Annotated in this window: 16 protein-coding genes; 4 read left to right on the forward strand and 12 right to left on the reverse strand. The window is 72.9% G+C overall.

Annotation, left to right across the window (positions count from 1 at the left end):
- Positions 1-60: 60 nt before the first annotated feature.
- Positions 61-1,149, forward strand: a complete 1,089-nt coding sequence (gene wecB / locus RM788_RS09615; RefSeq protein ID WP_315934598.1) for a non-hydrolyzing UDP-N-acetylglucosamine 2-epimerase — start codon at positions 61-63, stop codon at positions 1,147-1,149.
- Between the two features lie 774 nt (positions 1,150-1,923).
- Here wecB and RM788_RS09620 read toward each other — a convergent pair.
- Positions 1,924-3,249 (reverse strand): NAD(P)/FAD-dependent oxidoreductase, encoded by a 1,326-nt coding sequence (locus tag RM788_RS09620; protein ID WP_315931222.1) that lies wholly within the window; start codon positions 3,247-3,249, stop codon positions 1,924-1,926.
- A gap of 4 nt (positions 3,250-3,253) precedes the next feature.
- Entirely contained in the window at positions 3,254-4,081 is an 828-nt protein-coding gene (locus RM788_RS09625; RefSeq protein WP_315931223.1) for a glycosyltransferase, read from the reverse strand.
- A 417-nt stretch (positions 4,082-4,498) separates the two neighbouring features.
- Between RM788_RS09625 and RM788_RS09630 the strand changes: the two genes are divergently transcribed.
- Together RM788_RS09630 and RM788_RS09635 are read left to right on the forward strand one after the other, a co-directional pair.
- Positions 4,499-5,920 (forward strand): exopolysaccharide biosynthesis polyprenyl glycosylphosphotransferase, encoded by a 1,422-nt coding sequence (locus tag RM788_RS09630; protein WP_315931224.1) that lies wholly within the window; start codon positions 4,499-4,501, stop codon positions 5,918-5,920.
- A 35-nt stretch (positions 5,921-5,955) separates the two neighbouring features.
- Entirely contained in the window at positions 5,956-7,167 is a 1,212-nt protein-coding gene (locus tag RM788_RS09635) for a putative glycoside hydrolase family 15 protein (RefSeq protein WP_315931225.1), read from the forward strand.
- A gap of 216 nt (positions 7,168-7,383) precedes the next feature.
- On the opposite strand, the gene RM788_RS09640 is transcribed toward RM788_RS09635, so the two are convergent.
- The 10 genes from RM788_RS09640 to RM788_RS09685 are packed head-to-tail and all read right to left on the reverse strand — an operon-like array spanning position 7,384 to position 17,446.
- Complete coding sequence (locus tag RM788_RS09640; protein WP_315931226.1) at positions 7,384-8,478, reverse strand: glycosyltransferase family 4 protein; 1,095 nt, start codon at positions 8,476-8,478, stop codon at positions 7,384-7,386.
- Positions 8,475-9,581, reverse strand: coding sequence for a glycosyltransferase (locus tag RM788_RS09645; protein WP_315931227.1), 1,107 nt, complete (start codon positions 9,579-9,581; stop codon positions 8,475-8,477). The genes RM788_RS09640 and RM788_RS09645 overlap by 4 nt, the downstream gene beginning before the upstream one ends.
- Positions 9,578-10,999 carry an oligosaccharide flippase family protein gene (locus tag RM788_RS09650; protein ID WP_315931228.1) on the reverse strand — a complete coding sequence of 474 codons (1,422 nt, stop codon included), beginning with the start codon at positions 10,997-10,999 and terminating at the stop codon, positions 9,578-9,580. The genes RM788_RS09645 and RM788_RS09650 overlap by 4 nt, the downstream gene beginning before the upstream one ends.
- Entirely contained in the window at positions 10,996-12,255 is a 1,260-nt protein-coding gene (locus RM788_RS09655) for a glycosyltransferase family 87 protein (protein WP_315931229.1), read from the reverse strand. The genes RM788_RS09650 and RM788_RS09655 overlap by 4 nt, the downstream gene beginning before the upstream one ends.
- 34 nt (positions 12,256-12,289) lie before the next feature.
- Positions 12,290-12,502, reverse strand: a complete 213-nt coding sequence (locus RM788_RS09660) for a hypothetical protein (protein WP_315931230.1) — start codon at positions 12,500-12,502, stop codon at positions 12,290-12,292.
- Complete coding sequence (locus RM788_RS09665; RefSeq protein WP_315931231.1) at positions 12,499-13,407, reverse strand: YveK family protein; 909 nt, start codon at positions 13,405-13,407, stop codon at positions 12,499-12,501. The genes RM788_RS09660 and RM788_RS09665 overlap by 4 nt, the downstream gene beginning before the upstream one ends.
- Entirely contained in the window at positions 13,404-14,465 is a 1,062-nt protein-coding gene (locus RM788_RS09670; RefSeq protein WP_315931232.1) for a glycosyltransferase, read from the reverse strand. Before RM788_RS09670 ends, RM788_RS09665 begins: the two co-directional genes overlap by 4 nt.
- Positions 14,434-15,651 carry an O-antigen ligase family protein gene (locus tag RM788_RS09675; protein WP_315931233.1) on the reverse strand — a complete coding sequence of 406 codons (1,218 nt, stop codon included), beginning with the start codon at positions 15,649-15,651 and terminating at the stop codon, positions 14,434-14,436. The genes RM788_RS09670 and RM788_RS09675 overlap by 32 nt, the downstream gene beginning before the upstream one ends.
- Positions 15,648-16,607 (reverse strand): polysaccharide deacetylase family protein, encoded by a 960-nt coding sequence (locus RM788_RS09680; RefSeq protein ID WP_315931234.1) that lies wholly within the window; start codon positions 16,605-16,607, stop codon positions 15,648-15,650. Before RM788_RS09680 ends, RM788_RS09675 begins: the two co-directional genes overlap by 4 nt.
- Positions 16,604-17,446 carry a hypothetical protein gene (locus tag RM788_RS09685; RefSeq protein ID WP_315931235.1) on the reverse strand — a complete coding sequence of 281 codons (843 nt, stop codon included), beginning with the start codon at positions 17,444-17,446 and terminating at the stop codon, positions 16,604-16,606. The genes RM788_RS09680 and RM788_RS09685 overlap by 4 nt, the downstream gene beginning before the upstream one ends.
- Positions 17,447-17,916: 470 nt before the next feature.
- Between RM788_RS09685 and RM788_RS09690 the strand changes: the two genes are divergently transcribed.
- On the forward strand, positions 17,917-19,539 hold the full coding sequence (locus RM788_RS09690) for an RNA polymerase subunit sigma-70 (RefSeq protein WP_315931236.1): 1,623 nt from the start codon (positions 17,917-17,919) through the stop codon (positions 19,537-19,539).

Below are 19,539 nucleotides of genomic sequence, written 5' to 3' on the forward strand. Positions count from 1 at the left end.
TCCGCGTCAGTAGCGTGGCGGTTCGACGTTGGGGCGAAAGGAAAACACCTAGTGATCACCATGGTGTGCGGGACACGCCCCGAGCTGATCAAGCTCGCTCCGCTGCTCCGGCACTTCGGCCAGGACGCGGCGCTGGTCTACACCGGACAGCACTACGACCGGTCGATGTACTCCCAGATCCTCGACGACCTGCCGGAACCAGGCCGTTTTCACGAGTTCGCAGTCGGCGGCGTCGGCCGCGGAGCCCAGCTGTCGCAGGCGATCCACGTGGTCGACGAGGTGCTGCGCGCGTACGGCGCCGGTGCCGTGCTGGTGCAGGGCGACACCACGTCGGCACTGGCCGGGGCGTTGGCGTCCAACGCGAACGGCGTGCCGCTGGTGCACGTCGAAGCCGGTCTGCGCAGCCATGACCGGGCGATGCCCGAGGAGCACAACCGGGTGATGATCGACCACATCGCCGACCTGTGCTGCGTGCCCACCGAGCTGAACCGGCGCAACCTGCTGGCGGAAGGCGTTGCGGGGGAACGGATCGCGGTCACCGGCAACACCGTCGTCGAGGCACTGGACGCCGCTCTACCCGACTCCGACGGCCAACAGGCCGTGCTGGACCGGCACGGGCTGGCGGTCGACGGGTACGTGGTGGCCACGATCCACCGACCGGAGAACGTCGACGACCGGGTGAACCTGGAGACCGTCCTGCGCGAACTGGCACGCCTGCCACTGCCCGTCGTTCTGCCCCTGCACCCGCGCACGGCAAAGCGGGTAGCCGAGTTCGGGTTCGAACACCTGCTCACCGGACTGTCCGTCGTCGAACCGCAGTCCTACCCCGCTTTTCTGGCACTCGCACGCGGCGCGGCCGTCGTGGTGTCCGACTCCGGCGGAATCCAGGAGGAGGTCAGCGTGCTCAAGCGGCCGGTCGTCATCGTGCGGCGGAGCACCGAACGACCGGAGATCGAGGGCACCTTCGGCACCCTGGTAACTCCTGACCGCCTGCACGCCGAGGTGCTGAACTGGCTCCACGACATCCCCGGCCACCGAACCCGACTCGCGAGCATCCCCTCGCCCTACGGCGACAACTCGACCTCGAAGCTCATCGCGGTGGCCGTGGAACGCCTGCTCTCACACGCCCCCGCACTCGCCGCACCGTAACTCCCCACGCCGACCAGCACTACTGGACCCCTGTGTCCACCGCCCACCCACCGGCCGGACAGGGGCACAGGTCGCGGCGGAACGACTACCGGCAGGCTGAGACACGGAGCCAGGCGTCCCCCGATCCGGAAGACCCCCCGACGCACACGGTACTCAGGGGGTCCGACATTTTTCGGCGCGAACAAGCCACAGGCTCGCAAACACCACCAACCACCCGGCTCCAGAGCCAAAGTCCCGTCCCGCGACGCCCAGATGCTCGGTCGACAAAGCCGACGCCCAGTCCGACAAAGTCGGATGCTCGATCCGGCGCAGCTCGGATGCCTTGTCCGCCGCGGAGCGTCGGATAACCCAAGGACCAAGCCCAAAGCCACTTCTTCGTCGGCGCAGCCGATGCCCGAGTCAGGCGAAGCCTGATGCTGGCGTAGCCAGACCTACCCCTGCACCCGATACGAAGCCGCTCTGGGCTTGCCGCAGCTTGTCAAGGCATCTTTCCCGCCTTGACAAGCTGCGGCAAGGCTAGAACACTCGGCGACCGGGTGCAGCCGCCCGAAACCCCCGCCCCAACGGCAGAACCACAAGCCAACCCACACCCACCCAAGGGTCCCCCTTTCGAGAGGACCCCCCGAAACCCAAGGTACTCAAAGGGTCCGATAATTCCCGACCCCCGACCCCCGACTCCAGACCCACGAGGCCAGACCCACGAGCCCAGACCGTCGAGCTCAGACCCTCGAGCCCCGAACCCCAGACCCCCAACCCCAGACCCCACACCACCCATCAAGCCAAAACCCCCACCTCCCCCACCCCATCAGCCTCCAAAACCTTCCCAGCCACCACCTCAGCCAACGCCACACTGGAATTCCAACTGGTCACATCCGGGTACACATGCGCGGTGGTAGCCAGCAACACCGACGTCCCCGGCACCTCCACCCCCGGCCGACTCTCCTGGAACCCCAACGGGTACACCGGCTCCACGAACGGTGCCTTGAACACCCGCACCTCGTCCACGTCCCCGGCCACCACCCCATGCCCCCGGTACAGCTCAAGCAACTCCCGAGTCCACCGCGAAGCGATCACCTCCGAGTCCTCCCCGTACAACTTCGAGGACCGGTCCGTGTACCGCATCACGTAAGCCAGGTGCCGTCCGCCGTAGGCCTCGGTCCCCGCCAACGCGGACATCTCGATGACCCCGTCGAACTCCGTCCCGGACCTCAGCACCGGCGCCCAGTAGTTCCCGGACAACGGCCGCCGCAGGAAGAACAGCGCCGTCACGACCCCCTGGTACGGCAGCGACAGCACCGGCAGCCGGTCCGCCAGCTCGGCGTCGGCGACGCCGCGCAGCAACGGCAGCGGGACGGTGGACACCACCTGGTCCGCCTCCAGCACCTCACCCCCGCCCAAGGTCACGAACGACCGCGAGGTGTCGCTGCGCAGGCCCACCACCGGCGAGGAGGTCCGCACGACGCCGCCGGCGCCTTCGATCGACGCCCGCAGAGCGTCGATGACGGCCTTGTACCCCCCGGCGGGGTATCCGCGCGTGGCCACGTTGCTCTCGCGCCCGAGCCGCTGCCACAGGTACAGGGCGGGCACGTCGCCGAACGCCGCGCCGAACTTGGAGCCGAACATGGGGGCGAACAGCTCGGACCAGATGACGTCGCCGTAGAGCTTGCGCAGCCAGTCCTCGGTGCGGAGGTTGTCCAGGTCCTTGCCCTTGCCCAAGCGGCGCAGCAGCAGGGACACCACGCCGAAGCGGACGCGGTCGCGCAGCCGCAGGGGCTTGAAGCGCAGCAGGTCGAGCGCGGAGTTGAACCGGTAGTGGTCGCCGTCGACGACCATGCCCATGGACGTGGACTTCCAGCGGACGTCGTCGCGGAGGCCGATCTCGTCCAGCAGCGACAGCAGGGCGTCGTCGGTCGGCATGACGCAGTGGTAGAAGCGCTCCACCCAGCGGTCGCCGGTGGGGAAGAACGTCCCCAGGCCGCCGAGCTGGTCGCTGGCCTCCAGCAGGGTCACGCGGGTGCCGGAGCGGGCGAGGCGGTGCGCCGCGGCGAGGCCGCAGATGCCGCCGCCCACGACCACGACGTGGCGGGTCTCGTCGGTCATGGCCTCACAGCTTCCGGAAGGGTGCGGGGCTGAGCCGGTCGCGCGCGAGGAGCTTCGCGTACTGGCCCATCGTCCGACGCAGCCGCAGCTTGCTGGCGCCCTGCTTGCGGTCGTAGCGCAGCGGCAGCGGGATCTCGGCGATCACCGGGTCGCAGTGCCGCAGCTTGAGCAGCAGCTCGACCATGCAGGCGAAGCCCTGCTCCTCGACGAGCCGCTCGCCCCAGTGGTCGGCGGCGCGGCGCAGCAGGCTGGCCCGGTAGGCGCGGAAGCCGCTGGTGAAGTCGCGGACACCCTCGACGTCGAGCGTGTGGCGGAACACCGCGCCCGCGCCGCGGGAGAGCATCCGGCGGCCGAAGGGGGCCGTCGTGTCGTCGCCGCCGTCGACGAACCGCGAGCAGATCACGACGTCGGCGCCCGCCGCGATCTCCTTCTGCAGCAACGGGATCAGGCCGGGGTCGTGGGTGTCGTCGGCGTCCATGATGATCACGATGTCGTCGGCTCCCGCGGCCTCCAGCGCGGCGCTCAGGCCGGACTGGACCGCGCGGCCGAGGCCGAGGTTGACCCGGTGGCGCACGAGCCGGACGTCGAGCCCGTCGACGCCGCGCTCGGCGGTGGCGGCGGTGGCGTCCCGAGAGCCGTCGTCGACCACCCAGACGGTCAGCCCGCCCGCCAGGGAGAGGTTCGCGAGCCTGCGCAGCAGCGGCGGCAGCGAGCCCTCCTCGTTGTACGCGGGCAGCACTACATGCGCCCTCCCGGCGGTCAGCGTCGCGCTGCCCGCCAGCGGAACGACCGACACCGGTCTGATCCGCACCTCGGCCTCTTCGAGTGCCACAGTGCCCCTCACCATTGCTCGTCAATCGGACGGCGGACAGAATTGGCCGTCCGCGTCGTGAGCCATATTCGGCTACGTTCCGTTCTTTCTTTAACCTGGTGGTGACGAGCGATGTCACCAGACATTAGTTCACTCAAACACCCGTCACCCGAAGGAGGGTTTCTTGTCCACCGGAAGCGTGATTGTTGCGGGTGAGTTTGCCGTTTTCCAGGTCATGCAAGCTCGATAACACCGATCAGGTGAACTCCATCGAGTGTCCTGCGAAGGCAAGGGAACGGCTGTCCGGGGCAGCCGCCGAGCCGAATGTGGAGAGGAAGTCGTTCGGGATGTGGCATGGCGCGGCGTGGCTGCCGCCGCGGAGACCGGGTGAACCGTGCGGGAACGCGGTGTGGAGTTCCCACGAAAGGGTGAATTTCGATGACTGAACTGATCTCGGCCGTCGTCTCGCCCGATCTCCCGAAGCACCGGTTGACCCGCAAACAGGAAAGCGGCTCGCCCGCCCGACCGTGGTCGGCGCGGGTGAACGCGGTCGCCGTGGCGCTGGTCGCCGTCGACCTGGCGGCGTTCACCGCGGGGGCGGTGCGGACGGCGCCGGGCTGGGGCGCGGCGCTCCTCGCGGGCGCCCTGCTGCTCGTCGTCCGGTCGAGCAGCCGGATCTACCGCAGGCGGCTGTGGCTGTCCTGGCTCCAGGACCTCCCGCGCTCGCTGGGCGCGACCGCGACGGCGTTCGCGCTGCTCACCTGCTGGACCCTGCTCTCCGGCCAGCCCCCGGCGGTGTCGACCGCGTTGCAGCAGCTCGTGCTCGTCTTCACCGCGTGCGGTGAGCCCGCGCGGTTCGCCGTGTTCTGGCTCGGCCGCTGGGGGCGCCGCCGGTTCGGGCGCTGCGACCGCACGCTGGTCGTCGGCGCGGGCAAGGTCGGCACCGACCTGGTCCACACCATGGTCGAGCACCCGCAGTTCGGGCTGCGGCCGGTCGGCTTCATCGACTCCGAGCCGGTGCTCGACCGGGCGAACCTGCCGGTCCCGCTGGTCGAGGAGGAGCTGGGCGCGGCGATCACCCGGCTCGGCGTCGGCACGGTCATCCTCGCGTTCTCCGACACCCGCGACACCTCGGCCGTCGACGCGGCGATCACGGCGCACCGGCTGGGCTGCACGACGCTGGTCGTGCCGCGGATGTTCGAGCTGTACCAGGACAACCACGACGTGGAACGGCTGCGCAGCTACCCGCTGATGCGCCTGGGCACCGCGCCGACCAGCAGGCCGAGCTGGTGGGTCAAGCGGGCGATCGACGTGCTGCTGGCCGCCGTCGCGCTCGCCGTCCTGGCGCCGGTGATCGGGCTCTGCGCGGTGGCCGTGCTCGTCGAGAGCGGCCGCCCGGTGATCTTCCGCCAGGTCCGGATCGGGCTGGACGGCCGGAAGTTCCGCATCTACAAGATCCGCAGCGTCCGGCCGGGCGGAGCGGACGACTCGCAGACGCGCTGGTCGGTGCTCGGCGACGCCAGGGTCGGCCCGGTCGGCCGGTTCCTGCGCCGCACGTCGCTCGACGAACTGCCGCAGCTGTGGAACATCGTGCGCGGCGACATGTCGATCGTCGGCCCCCGGCCGGAGCGGCCGGTGTTCGTGCGGGAGTTCTCGGCGATCCACGAGCTGTACTGGGCGCGTCACCGCGTTCCCGCGGGCCTGACCGGGCTGGCCCAGGTGCACGGGCTGCGCGGCGACACCTCGATCGCCGACCGGTCCCGGTACGACAACTACTACATCGCCAACTGGTCGCTGTGGCTGGACCTGAAGATCCTAGTGCTGACGGTGGGTGAATTGGTATGTCGCGAACAACGGTAGACCGATGCGGTGATGCCTCCCGGACGCGGCGGGCGGTGGCGGGCGCCGCCACGCTGGCCGCGCTCCTGTCCGCCCAGGCGTGCGCGTTCAGCTCGGCCGCGCAGGACGACTACGAGCCGCCGCCGAGGGCCACGGCCCCGTGCGCGTGGTGGTACGGGATCGGGGACAGCCCCACGGCCAGGGACATCCGGATCGCGGCCAGCCGGTACGACGTGGTCGTGCTCAACGCCATGGAGACCGCGGCCATGCGGCAGCTGCACCAGCTGAACCCGAAGATCAAGGTGCTGGTGTACAAGGACCTCTCCAGCACCCGCAACTACCCCGGCGCGGTGAACGGCAACCAGGACGCGCCCTACCTGCCGTCCGGCCTCGGCTACAGCACCTCGCAGCGGGAACACCCGGAGTGGTTCGCCAAGGACACGCTGGGCAGGCGCATCGAGTGGTCGGGCTACCCGCAGCACTGGCAGATGACCGTGTGGGACAAGGCCTACCAGCAGGCGTGGACCAAGGCGGTGACCGCCGAGGTCACCCGCGAGGGCTGGGACGGCGTCCTGGCGGACAACGACTTCAACTCGCTGAGCCACTACTCCACCGCCTTGCTGGCGGGCACCGCGGACGCGAAGGCGACCGACCGGCAGCTGCGCGACGGCCTGGACGACTTCCTCGCGGTGGCCGGGGAGGCGCTCACGAAGGCGGGGAAGCTGTTCGTCCCCAACGTGTCCGAGACGCACCTGACGCCGGGGCGCTGGACGGCGCACTCGCGGTTCGGCGGCGCCATGGAGGAGAACTTCGGCTTCCGCGACAGCGGCGGCGCGGGCGGGCTGCTCACGTTCCGCGGCAACGAGTTCAACGAGCTGCGCGCCCAGGCCGCGCTGGGCGAGTCGATGCTGCTGCTCGTGACCCGCACGAAGGAGCCTCGCGAAGACCGGGCGGGCTACGCCAGCGCCGCACTGCTCGCGGGCCCCCGCACCTGCTGGACCCCCGCCACCACCAACGACTACCTGAACCCGGAGTGGTCACCGCTCCAGGCCTCCGCGCTCGGCGAAGCCGTGGAAACCGCGACCCGCCGCTCCGACGGCATGTGGACCCGGCTGTTCACCAACGGCTGGGTGGCGGTCAACCCGACCGCGGGGCCCCTCAGGATCACCGCCCCCGAAGGCCTCGTCACCATCGAGGGCAAACCCGTCACCGCACCCCTGGACCTCCCCGCCGCCGACGGCGTGGTCCTGGTGAAACCCAGGCCCTGACCCACCCGCCGAGGGGGTGGTCCGGCCCGCCGGATCACCCACCACGCGACACCCAGGGCGTGTTTCCCGGATCCGTGTTCGCGGTAGCCGGGCCTGGGGCGGCCCCCGGCGGCACGGGCGGATGGCCCGCGTACGAACAGCCGTACGCGGATCGCCCGCATCGCCTGGAACCACGCCAGGCGCGACCCCCATGGAACGGGATCCGGGAGACGCGCCCTACCGCAACACGGCCTCGTACAACTCCAGGTGCCTGCGAGCGCAGACCTCCGGCGTGAACCGGGCCCGCGCCCGCGTGGCCAGCTCCTGCCCGGTCCCCGCCGGATCGGGGTCCGCGAACAGCTCCCGCAACCTCTCCCCCAGCCCGCGCACGTCCCCCGGCTGCGACAGGTACCCGGACGCCCCCACCATGTCCGCCACTCCCCCGGTGTCCGTTGCCACCACGGGCTTCCCCGCCGACATCGCCTCAGCCAGGACCAGCGGCTGCTGCTCCATGCTCGACGGCAGCACCAGGGCGTCGCAGCCCAGCAGCAGGTCCGGCACGTCGGAGCGGAACCCGAGGAACTCCACCTTGCCCGCCAGCGCGGGCTGCGCGGCCAACCGCTCCGCCGCCTGCCGCTGCGGTCCGTCCCCGATGACGGTCAACCGCCCGTCCGCGGGCATCACCCCCGGCATGGCCAGGGCTGTCAACAGGTCCAGCACCCCCTTGCGCGCCACCAGCAACCCCACGAACGCCAGGTGCCGCACCGGTCCGGACGGCGGCCGCACGTCGGTGGCGGCGACGCAGTTGTCGATCTGCGCCAAGCGCTTCGCGGGCACCCGCAGCCGGTCGGCGAGGAACCTGCCCATCGCGGGCGCGGGCACGATCGTGCGGTGCACGGCCCGCGCGACCAGCGCGTCGGCGGTGAGCACGGCGTGGGTGTACACCGAGGGCGAGGTGGCGCCGGGGATGCCGCGGAACCACGGTTCGCCCACGTCGTCGGGGACCCCGTGGTAGGTGTGCACGACCGCGGACGACCGCAGCCCGGCGCTGACCAGTCCGGCCCTGCGGTCCTGGGCGTGCACGACGTCCGGCCGCCACGCCCTCATCACCCGCCTGGTCCGCCTGCCCGCCGCCAGGTCCCCCTTGCGCGCCACCAGGATCTCCTCGTGGTGCCCGTCGAGCAGTTCGACCCCGCGCGCGGGAGTCGGGCCGAACACCCTGACGTCGGCCAGCCCCGACTCGATCAGCGTCGAGGCCAGCCGGATCGTCACGTCCACCGGTCCGCCGCGGTCCTGCGTCAGCAGGTAAGCGACGCGCAGCCGTCCACTCATGTCATCCGTCCCCTGGCGAGCTTGTCGACGAGCGTGGCGACCTGGTCGGCCATCCGGCCCCGGTCGAAGTGGGTCTCGGCGCGCCATCTGCCGCGCCACCCCTCGGTGGTGGCGAGGGCGGGATCGGCCAGGCGGTGGGTGATCGCCGCGGCGAGCGACCCGATGTCGCCCGCGGGCACGACGGCGCCCGCGTCCCCGACGCTCTGCCGCACCCCGCCGACGTCGAACGCCACGACCGGGCGGCCGGACGCCATCGCCTCCAGCGGCACGAGCGCCATGCCCTCGGCACGGGACGGGAGCACCACGACGTCCGCGGCGGCGTAGAACGGCGCAGGGTCGTCGCTGTGGCCCCACCACCGCACGGAACCGTGCTCGGACACCGGGTGCTCGGCCCGCCAGCGGTGCCCGTCCGGCCCGTCGCCGACCAGCACGAGCCGGGCGCCCGGAACCCTGGACAGGACCTCCGGCCACGCCGACAGCAGCTGGTCCTGGCCCTTGAGCGCGGCCAGCCTGCCGACGCACACCGCGAGCGGCCCGTTCTGCTCGAGGCCGAGCCCCCGGCGCGCGGCCGCCCGGTCGCCGGGGCGCAGCCGGTCGGTGTCCACGCCGTTGCACACCACCTCGGCGTCCGCCGTCACGCCCGCCGCCCGGCCGATGGCCAGCTCGTCGTCGCTGACGCACACCACCAGGTCCGTCCACCGCGAGGCGCGCCGCTCCCAGGTGGCGCTGAGGGTGCCGAGCGCGCCGCGGGCGGTCTGGAACGACCAGAGGTGCGGCTGGAACACCGTCGGGATCCGGCCACGCACCGCGAGCCTGCCCGCCAGACCGGCCTTGGAGCTGTGCAGGTGCACGACGTCCGGGTCGAGCCGGGTCAGGATCCGCCGCAGGGACAGCACTTCCTTGGCCAGCCACGGTCCGGGCCGGCGGGTCGCGTGCCAGGCGCGGACGTCGATGCCGAGGCCTCGGGCCCGGTCGGCGAGCCACCCGGTCGGCGGGCACACCACGACGACGGACCAGCCGCGGGCCCGTTGGGCGAGCGCGAGGTCCAGCACCACCGCCGCGACCCCGGCCTCGACCGGCTGCGTCACGTGCACGACCCTCACCGCAGACCTCCGCGCAGTTCGTCGAGCGCGGCGCGGTGCACGAGGAGCGTGCCCACGCCGTAGCCGAGCAGGACGACGACGCCCTCGGCGAGCGCGCCGACCAGGGAGTCGGCCGGTCCGAAGGTGCCGAGGCGGTCGAGGACGACGGCGGGGACGGCCGCGATCAGCGCGGCGGCGAGCACGCGCGCGGCCGTGCCGCCCACGGCGGGCGCGACCCCGAGGCGCCGCAACAGCGACCACGTCAGCGGCACCACCACGCAGACGACCGCCAGCTGCGCCCCCGCGACGGCGGCCACGCCGTACCGGGTCGCCACCGCCAGCGCGACCGCGATCAGCAGGAGGTGCGCGCACTCCAGCGCCAGGTACAGCTCGGCCCGGCCGGTCGCCTTCACGGCCTGGTACCAGACGTGCAGCACGCTGATGCCGAGCCCGTAGCCGCACAGCAGGACCAGCGGCGCGGCGGCGGGCGCCCAGCGCGCGCCGAGCACCACGATCCGGTCGCCGACGACCGCGACCGCCAGGTACAGACCGCCGGTGACCACCAGGACGGCACGGGTGAACCGCCCCATGGCGGCGGCCAGTTCGTCGCGTCGGCCTTCGCGGACCAGTCTGGCGCACAAGGGGAACGCGACGGCGCCGAGCACGACGCCGACCATGATGTAGGGCACCCAGGCGATCCGGTAGGCCAGCGAGTAGACGCCGACCGCGTCCGGGCCGAGGACGTGCCCGACGGCCAGGTAGTCGACGTTGACGACCAGCGCCGCCACGACGGCGGCGGGGCCCACCACGGAGATCCAGCGCAGCGCCTCGGCCGCGACGTCGCCGTGCCAGGCGAAGCGCACGCCACCGCCGGCGAGCGCCCCGAGGACCGGCTGCGCGACGGCCGTGCAGAGCAGTCCGACCACCAGCGCGGACGGTCCGGCGCCGCGCAGGGCGAGCACGACCGTGACCACCGCGCCCAGCACCGCGCCCCCCGCGTCGGGCAGCATCCGGCGGCGGAAGTCGAGGTCCCGGTGCATCAGCCCCATCTGCACGCCGCCCGCCGCCGAGAACGGCAGGCTGAGCGCCGCGAGCCGCACCAGCGGCGCCGCGTCCGGAGCGCCCAACAGCGCGGTGATCGGCGTGGCCGCGAACGCCAGGACGACGGCCAGCAGCGCGCCGACGCCCACGCTCGTGGTCAGCACCGTGCCCGCCATCCGGCGCGGGTCGTGCGCGGTGCGGCTGATCACGTCGTAGACGCCGATGGACTGCACGACCTGGCCGAGGTTGACCATGGCGACGGCCAGCGCCACCAGTCCGAGTTCACCCTGGGTCAGCAGGGTCGCCAGCACGAGCGTGACGACCATCTGGCTGCTCTTGCTGACCAGGTTCACCGCGCCGAGCCAGAGCGACCCGCGCACCGCGAGGCCGCGCGTCACGGATCGCCCCGCCGCCGGACGGCGAACGCCACGAGCAGCGCCCACGCCGCGATGACCGCGACCCCGTCCACGGTGACCGCCACCCGCGATCCGAACAGGTCGACGACCGCTTCGTCCACGGCGTGCAGGTGCGCGAACGGGAAGGCCAGTGCCAGCAAGGAGAACCCGGCCAGTCGCCATCCGGGTTCCCGGCGGCGACGCCACCACACGGCGGCCAGCACGGCCATCGCGGGCACGGCTATCAGCACGTCACCGGGCTGGTGCACGACGCAGACGACGACGGCCAGGCAGGTCAGCAGATCCGCGACGGCCGCTCCACCGGTCCGGTCCAGCCGCCGCGCCAGCAGCGCGCTCGCGGCCAGGACCCCCACCAGCGCAAGGGCTTCCGCGCCCGGAGGCAACCAGCCCGTGACGCGGAACAGCACCGCCGGGATGTCGATCCGCTGCGCGGTCAGGGAGTCCACCGCGCCGTAGTCCGTGCTGGTGGCGTGCGCCAGGTTCGCCGCGACCACGTCGGCGAACGCGCCGACCCCGCCGCCGCGCACCACGAGCAGCAGCACCACCGGCAGGCTCGCCACGGCGGCGATCGCGGTCCCGGTCAACGCCACCCGCCGTGATCCCCGTGCCACCAGCAGCACCGCCAGCGGCAGCCCGAACTGCGGTTTCAGCCACGCCACCGCCAGTCCGACGGCGGCCCACCGCGGCTGCCGTTCCCGTGCCGCCAGCGCGCCCGCGGCACCCACCGCCAGCAGCGGGTTGACCTGCCCGAGGTACAGCTGCGCCTTGCCGATCTGGCTGGTCACCAGCGCGGCGGCGATCCCCGCCGTGCCCAGTGCCAGCGGCAGCGGGACCACCCGCCGCACCGCGTTCGCCGCCATCAGCGACAGCGACACCAGCAGCAGCAACGAGGTCAGCGCGAACGCGACCGCGCCGACCCGGTAGTCCACCAGCGCGAACGGCAGGTGCAGCACGAGGTGGTAGGGCTGGTAGAGGTTGAAGTCCTGCCGCACCGGCCAGTGCGCGAACATCACCGACGGGTCGTAGGGGTTGCCGCCCGCGAGGAACTCCCGCAACGGGAAGTAGGTCGCGTCCCGGAAGTCCTGCAACCGCACCTCGGGCAGGTTCGCCGACGTGGGCAGGGGAACCTGCCACGACGGCCGCAGCGCCCACCAGGCGCTCACCACCCCGATGGCGGCGAGCAGCGCCGTGCCGACCGCCAGGGCGGGGCTCGGCCTGCGGAGTTCGCGCAGCGTCATGCCGCACCCCGGCCCGCCGCCACGACGGCCTGCCTCATGCCCGCACCGCCTCGCCGGACTCGTCCCCCGCGGGGACGGGCTCGACCGGGGGACGGGCGGTCAACGCCGCGCTCCACCCCGTCAACGTGGCGGGGCCGGGTTCGGCGGGAGGCGGGGTGACGGCCATCGGGGGACGGAGCACCCGTGCCGACACGGCCGCCCAGTCCCCCACCGCGGCGGCGAACGCGGGTCCGCGGCGCGAGGTCATGCGATCACCACCGCGACGAGCACGGCGGACGCGGGCAGCACGCCGACGGCGGCGGTCAGGTCGTCACCGGTGCCCCGGTGCGTCAACGCGATCACCGCGTCGCCCATCGGGGGCTCGGCCAGGTCGCCGCGGACGGGGACCAGGACCCGTGCCGGGTGGGTGAGGAGCACCAGGCGGTCGGACAGCTCCTCCGCCCGGTCGACGAGGTCCGGCGAGGCGGCGACCACGCGGGCCTGCCGTCCGGAGGCCCGGCACAGCACCGCGAGGCGGTCGGCCAGGTCGGGGTCGTCGGCGTTCGCGGTGAGGACCGGGTGGCGGGTGCCCGCGGCGGTGAGCGCCTTGCGGACGGTCTCGTGGCCGCGGGCGGTGAGCAGCTGGCGGACCACGGCCATCGCGATCCCGGCCATCACCGCCGCCGCCAGCGCCAAGCCGGTGGACAGCAGGCGGTCCGGGGCGACCCGCACGACGTCCGGGCGCTCGTCGAGTACCCGCAGCTTCGCCACCGGGGCCAGCAGTCCGGCGTCGACGAGGCTGCGGGCGATGGCGGACGCGGTGGCGCCCGCCTGCTCGGCAGACCCGGCGCGCACGGACAGCCTGGCAAGGCCGGAGGCCGGGACCAGCTCCACGGACACCTGCTTCGCCAGGTCGACGGCCGAGTAGCCGGACCCGCGCGCGGCGGACTGGAGCACCGAGGGGCTGCGGGACAGCTCGACCAGCGCGGGCAGCGCGAGCGAGACGACCTCGCCGTACTGGGCGGTCGACCCGGACTCCGGGGCGACGGCGGCGGGTTCGGCCAGCAGGCCGACCCTGCCCTGGTACTCGGCGGGGCGCAGCAGGCCCACCACCAGCACCAGCACGCCGACGGCGAGGGCCGCCAGCAGGCATTCGAGGAGGCGCCGGTTCACCGTCGGCCCCCGTCCACCATCGTGCGCAGGAGTTCGTCGTAGGACTTCATCAGGTTCTGCCCGTCGTGATCGTTCCCGGCCACGGCGACCGCGGCGCGGATGTCGGTATCGGAAAGCAGTGCGCGCAGCGCGTCGGCGACGGCCCGCGGGTCACCGCGCGGCACCACCACGCCGCCGCCGTCGGCCAGCGCCTCCCGGACGCCGTCGACGTCGGTCGCGACCACCGGCCGCCCGGCGGCCAGCGACTCGAGCACGGCGATCGGCATGCCCTCCCAGTCGCTGGTGAGGACGGTGGCGTCGGTGGCGGTGAGCAGGTCGGCCACGTCCGACCGGTTGCCGAGGAAGCGGACCCGGCCGTCGAGCCCCAGCTCGTGGGCCCGGCGCTCCAGGGCGGGCCGCAGGCTGCCGTCACCGGCGAGCCACAGCACGGCGTCGCGGTCCAGCATCGCCCAGGCGTCCAGCAGCACGTCGTGGCGCTTCTGCGGTTCCATCCGGGCCAGGCACAGCGCCACCGGCACGTCGTCGCCGACGCCCAGCGCGGCGCGCACCGTGTGCCGGTCGACCCGCGGGGTCTGCGGGAAGGCCGCGTTGCGGATCACGGACGGCTTGCGCAGCCCGGCCTCGCACAGCCGGTCGGCGGTGGCCGCCGCGACCGCCACGACCGAGTCGGACGTGCGGCGCAGCACCTTGGCGGCCTTGGCGTAGTCGGTCGCCGAGACGCCGTGGAACACCGTCAGCACCGGCACGCGGTGCAGCGGCACCATCGCGAGCCTGGCCACCGCGGACGCGCCGACGTTGTGCGCCACCACGACGTCCGGCCGGAACCGGCGGTACGCGGTCTTCGTCGCGAGAGCCGAGCGCACGACGCCGGTCGCGCTGCGCCTGGCCGGTGGCACGGCGAAGTGCGGCACCCGCAGGGCCTCGGCGCGGTGCCCGCCGCCGCTGGCGACGGCGGATTCCCAGCCGAAGTCCCGGCCCGCCATGGTCATGCCCGCGACGAGCGCTTCCGCGCCGCCCGTGCCCATCTCACTGATCACGTGCAGGACGCGCAATCCCACTCCCGGTTCGTAGGTCGGCCGCGCAGGCGACCGCGATCATCAGCCACAGCGGCAGGTAGTACTGCTCGGACAGGAAGGTCGAGGCCACCACGACGGCGAGCAGGCCCGCTTGCACCGCGACCACCTCGTACCGGTCGGCACCGCGGCGCAGGGCCCGTTCGCCCGCCACGACGGCGGTGCCGATCAGACCGGCGAACAGCAGGAAGCCGGGCAGCCCGAGTTCGGCCGCGACCTCCAGGTACATGTTGTGCGCCACCGGGGACTGCTCGTCGACCTCGGCGTTGTGCGACATCCCCGCGTACTCCTGCCGGAACCCGCCGGGCCCGACGCCGAGCAGCGGGTGCTCGGTGAGGATGCGGGCGGCGGCCTGCCAGCGGAGTTCGCGGGTGTCCACATTGGTCGAGGCGATGAAGCTCTTCTCCTGCAACGCCTTCGCCAGTTCCTGCTCGGCCACCACCGCGCCGCCGAGCACGAGCACGGCCAGCACGGCGCCCGCGGCGGCCAACGCCCGCAGCGGCAACACCTTGCGCAGCAGCAGGAGCGCGACCGCAGCCGTCAGCGCGAGCCCGCCGCCGCGGGAGAACGTCGCCGCGGCGCCCGCGACCAGGACCGCGCCCGCGAACAGCGCGAGGGCGGAGACCCACCTGCGGCGGGCGGCCACGATCGGCACCACCAGCGGCAGCGCGGCGACCAGCACGTGCGCCAGGTCGTTGGGGTCGTCCAGCGGTCCGCTCGCCCGCGACTCGCCCTCGGCGATCAGGCTGTACAACGCCCCGGCTCCCGCGACGGCCGCCCCGGCGACCGCGGACACCAGCAGCGCTCGGATCGGCACCTCGCGGGCGGCGACGTCGACCAGGATCGCGGTGACCACCAGGAACGGCAGCCAGCGCCGCGCGTACTCCAGCGCGTACGGCTCCCCGGCGTGCACCGCCGCGGACACCAGCACCACGACGGCGAACAGCGCGAGCACGGCGTGGACGGGGTGCAGCCGGAGCGGCACGCGTTCACGGACCCGGACGATCACCCAGGTGACCGCGAGCAGCGCGGGCGCCAGCTTGGCCAGCTGGCCGTGCACGGCGAGGAGGTACCCCTCCACGGGGGCCAGCGCGACGGTCGCGCACGCGAGGGCGCGCAACGACCGCTCCGGGATCCGGAGGTCGTGCCGCACGGCCACCAGGGCGGTCATCCGCGGCTCTCCAACGCGTCGCGCTCGCGGCGCAGGCCCTCGGCGCGGACCCGTGACACGTGCTCGCCGGTGCCCACGAGGTCGAAGTGGCGGCGCAGCTCGCCCAGGACCCAGCCGAGCAGCTCGGTCTTGCGGGCGCTCGGCACGGCCATGCCGGGGAAGAACTCCATGCCCGGCGCCTCGGTCGCGTCCAGCACGTCGGTCGGGTGCAGCAGCAGCGACGGTCCGACGCCGCGGACCAGGCACAGCCGCAGCGCGGTGCGGAAGTAACCGCGCGCCAGCCGGGGCGAGACCTGGTTGAGCTGCTGGAGGTAGGAGGCGTGGATCGGGGTGCGCAGCAACGGCATGGTCGTGACCGGCAGCTCCACCAACGACGTCGAGGTGCCGACCCGCCACCGGTAGGCGCCGACCGGGGCGCGGACGCGCGAGAACCCGCCGAACAGCTCGTCGGACTCGGCGCCCTCCGCGACGCTCCGGTTGTGGTACGCCCTGGCCAGCGGCCCGATCCAGGTGGGCCAGGTGCTCGCGTCGTAGGAGTAGCCGCGTTCCACGAGCAGCGCGAGCAGGTCCGGCGTGACGCTGTAGCCGGGGCCGCGGAAGCCGATGGGGCGGGGCGCGCCCGCGGCGACGATGGCGTCCTCGGTGCGGACCAGTTCGGACTCCAGCTCGGCGAGCGAGTACCGGTGCAGCCACGGCTCGTGGCCCCACGAGTGGTTCGCCACCTCGTGGCCCGCCGCGCTGATCGCCGCGACGGCCTTGGCGCCGTCCTCGCGCTCGACGTCCGCGCCGACCGCGAACACCGTCGTGGTGAGGCGCTGCTCGCCGAACACCTCCAGCAGCCGGGGCACGGCTGTGGGCAGGAAGCTCGGGTAGCGGGTCCAGTCCTGGTCGCCGTGGGTCTTGAGGTACGCCCAGAGGTTGTCCAGGTCGAGCGAGACGCTCGCGGTGGGCCTCACACCGCCTCCTTGACCGGGGTGGCGGCGGCCGGGGTGGCGGCGGGCGCCTTGCCCAGCGCGAGCACGCCGAGCACGACCAGGGCAAGGCCGACGGCGACCCACAACTCGCGTCCCGGCGCGATCCGGTCCCCCATCGCGGCCATGCCGACGACCGAGGCGAGCACCATCGAGGTGGCGTCCATCGTGGCGATCGCGGACGTGGCGGACCCGCGTTGCAGCGCGCCCGCGAGCAGCGCCTGACCGAGCACGGCGGCGACCACGAGCACCCAGGCCAGCGGCTGCCACGGCAGCGCGAGCAGGTCGCCGCCCGCCAGCGCCCGACCCGCGACGGCGACCACGGCGAACGCGACGCCAGCGGGCACGGCGGCCGACACGACGGCGTTCGGCCTGCCCGCCCGGACGCCGAGCAGCCCGGTCAGCACAAGCGCCCCGACCAGGGCGGCGACCATCACGGGCGTGAGGTCGCGGGCGGTGGACGGCGCGGCGGCCCCGCCGAGCAGGACCATGCCGACGGCCAGCAGGACGAGCACGACCACCTCGACGCGGCGGACCCGCCAGCCGAGCACGAGTACCCCGAACGCCGTGGCGATGCCGATGGCCGAGGCCGATCCGGCCTGCACGAGGTAGAGGGGCAGCGAGCCGCGGGCGAGGAAGGCGAGCACGAACCCGCCGACCTGGGCGGTGAACCCGAGCAGGTAGAGGCGGTCGGTGGCCAGCCGGGCGATCAGCCCGAGATCCGCGCCGGGGCGGAGTTCCGCACGGCGCGCGGCGACGCTCTGGGCGACGATGCCCAGCGCGTAGAGGACCGCGGATGCGACGAGTTCCCAACAACCGAGCACGTACGACTCCTCTGAGGCGCCACCTGCTCGACCGGTAGTCGTCGAGCCAACGGGGCGGGAGCGTACGTGCCGTGCAACGCGATCACGGTAGAAGGACAGGACTTGCGGATTTTGTGCGACACAACGTGAAACCCACCGCAAATGACTTCCACGAACGAGTGATCGCTTAACTCGTTCGTGGAAGTGGAAGCTGTTTTCGTCCTATCGCGGCAGAACGGTGCGCAGGCTCGCGGCAGTGCCGCGCGACCAGTCCGCAGAGGACACCGGGAGCGACCGACGTGTCCAGGGTCATCGCCTGGCGATGTGAGCGGAACGCCTGGAGGTGGTGGCGGTCATGGCTTGCCCTCCGTCCGGTCGGGACCGGCTGTTGTGCGGACGGCGCCCGTGGCGAAAACTCAGCGCGCCCAGGAAAATTCGTCCGCGGACCGGTACCGACCGGTCGGGCGGGCCCCGGAAGGAGGCGTACCGCCGTGACGACAGTGGATCCCGCGGCCGACAAGGACTTCCTCGCGCTCGCCGAACCGGTGCGGCGCGAACTGCTGGCGCACTGCTACCGGATGCTCGGTTCGGTGCACGACGCCGAGGACATGGTCCAGGAGACGTACCTGCGCGCGTGGAAGGCCTACGACCGGTTCGAGGGCCGCTCGTCGGTGCGCACGTGGCTCTACTCCATCGCCACCCGCACCTGCCTGACCGCTTTGGACGGTCGCGGCAAGCGCCCGCTGCCCACCGGTCTCGGCGGTCCCGGGGCCGGTCCCGACGACAAGCTCGTCGAACGGCCCGAGGTGCCGTGGCTGGAACCGATCCCGGACGCCATGCTCACCGCCGCGCCGGACGACCCCGCCTCGATCGTCACCTCGCGGGAGAGCGTCCGGCTCGCGCTGGTCGCCGCCCTGCAGTTCCTGCCGCCGCGGCAGCGCGCCGTGCTGCTGCTGCGCGACGTGCTGGCGTGGAAGGCGGCCGAGGTCGCCGAACTGCTGGAGACCACGACGGCGGCCGTGAACAGCTCGCTGCAACGCGCCCGCGCCCAGCTCGACGAGGTGTCGCCGACCGAGGAGGCGGTCACCGAGCCGACCACGGCGCGGCAGCGGGAACTGCTCGACCGGTACGTGAAGGCGTTCGAGGCCAAGGACATCCCGGCGATCATCGACCTGTTCACCTCCGACGCCGTGTGGGAGATGCCCCCGTTCACCTCCTGGTACCGGGGCGGCCCCGACATCGCCCGGCTCGTCGACACCCAGTGCACCGCCCGTTCAACCTGCCCGTGCTCACCCTGTCCCCGGAGGGCGTCACCCACGTCGCGTGCTTCTTCGACCTGTCGCTGTTCGAGACCTTCGGGCTGCCCGCCGAGCTGCGGGACTGAGCGGGCGCGGCCACCCCCACCGATCGCCGCGATGAGTTTCCCGGCGCCCGCGGGTCTACCTCCCGACCACGACGAACACCAGGGAGTCGACATGGGCCTCATCCACATCGAGATGTTCGCGACCCTCGACCTCGTCGGGCAGGCGCCCGGCGGGCCGGACGAGGACCCGGACGGGTTCGCGTTCGGCGGTTGGCAGGCGCCCCTCGTGGACGAGGTCGCCGGGGCGCAGATGGGTGCCGCGTACGAGGGCACGGACGCCCTGCTGCTCGGCAGGCGGACCTACGACATCTTCGCGTCGTTCTGGCCGCACCAGGGAGCCGACGACCAGGACGGCGGGATCGCCGCGCTCTTCAACAGCATCCCGAAGTACGTGGCCTCGCGCGGCACACCCGACCTCCCGTGGGCCGGGTCCACGCACCTCGGCCCGGACCTGCCCGCCGCGATCCGCGAGGTGCGCGACCGGCACGAGAACGTGAAGGTCGTGGGAAGCCTGGACCTCGTGCAGACCCTCCTGCGCGAGAAGCTCTTCGACCGCCTCGACCTCTGGATCCACCCGATCCTGCTCGGCGTCGGCAAGAAGGTGTTCGAGGGCGGCACCGTGCCCACGAACATCACGCTCCTCGAACCACCGGCGGCCACCCCGAAGGGAACCGTGCACCTGCGCTACGGGCTCGTCGACGGCACACCCGCGACGGGGGACATGAGCGCGCCCGGCCGGGGTGTCGGCTGA

It is taken from the genome of Umezawaea sp. Da 62-37 (assembly GCF_032460545.1).
Taxonomy (GTDB): Bacteria; Actinomycetota; Actinomycetes; order Mycobacteriales; family Pseudonocardiaceae; genus Umezawaea.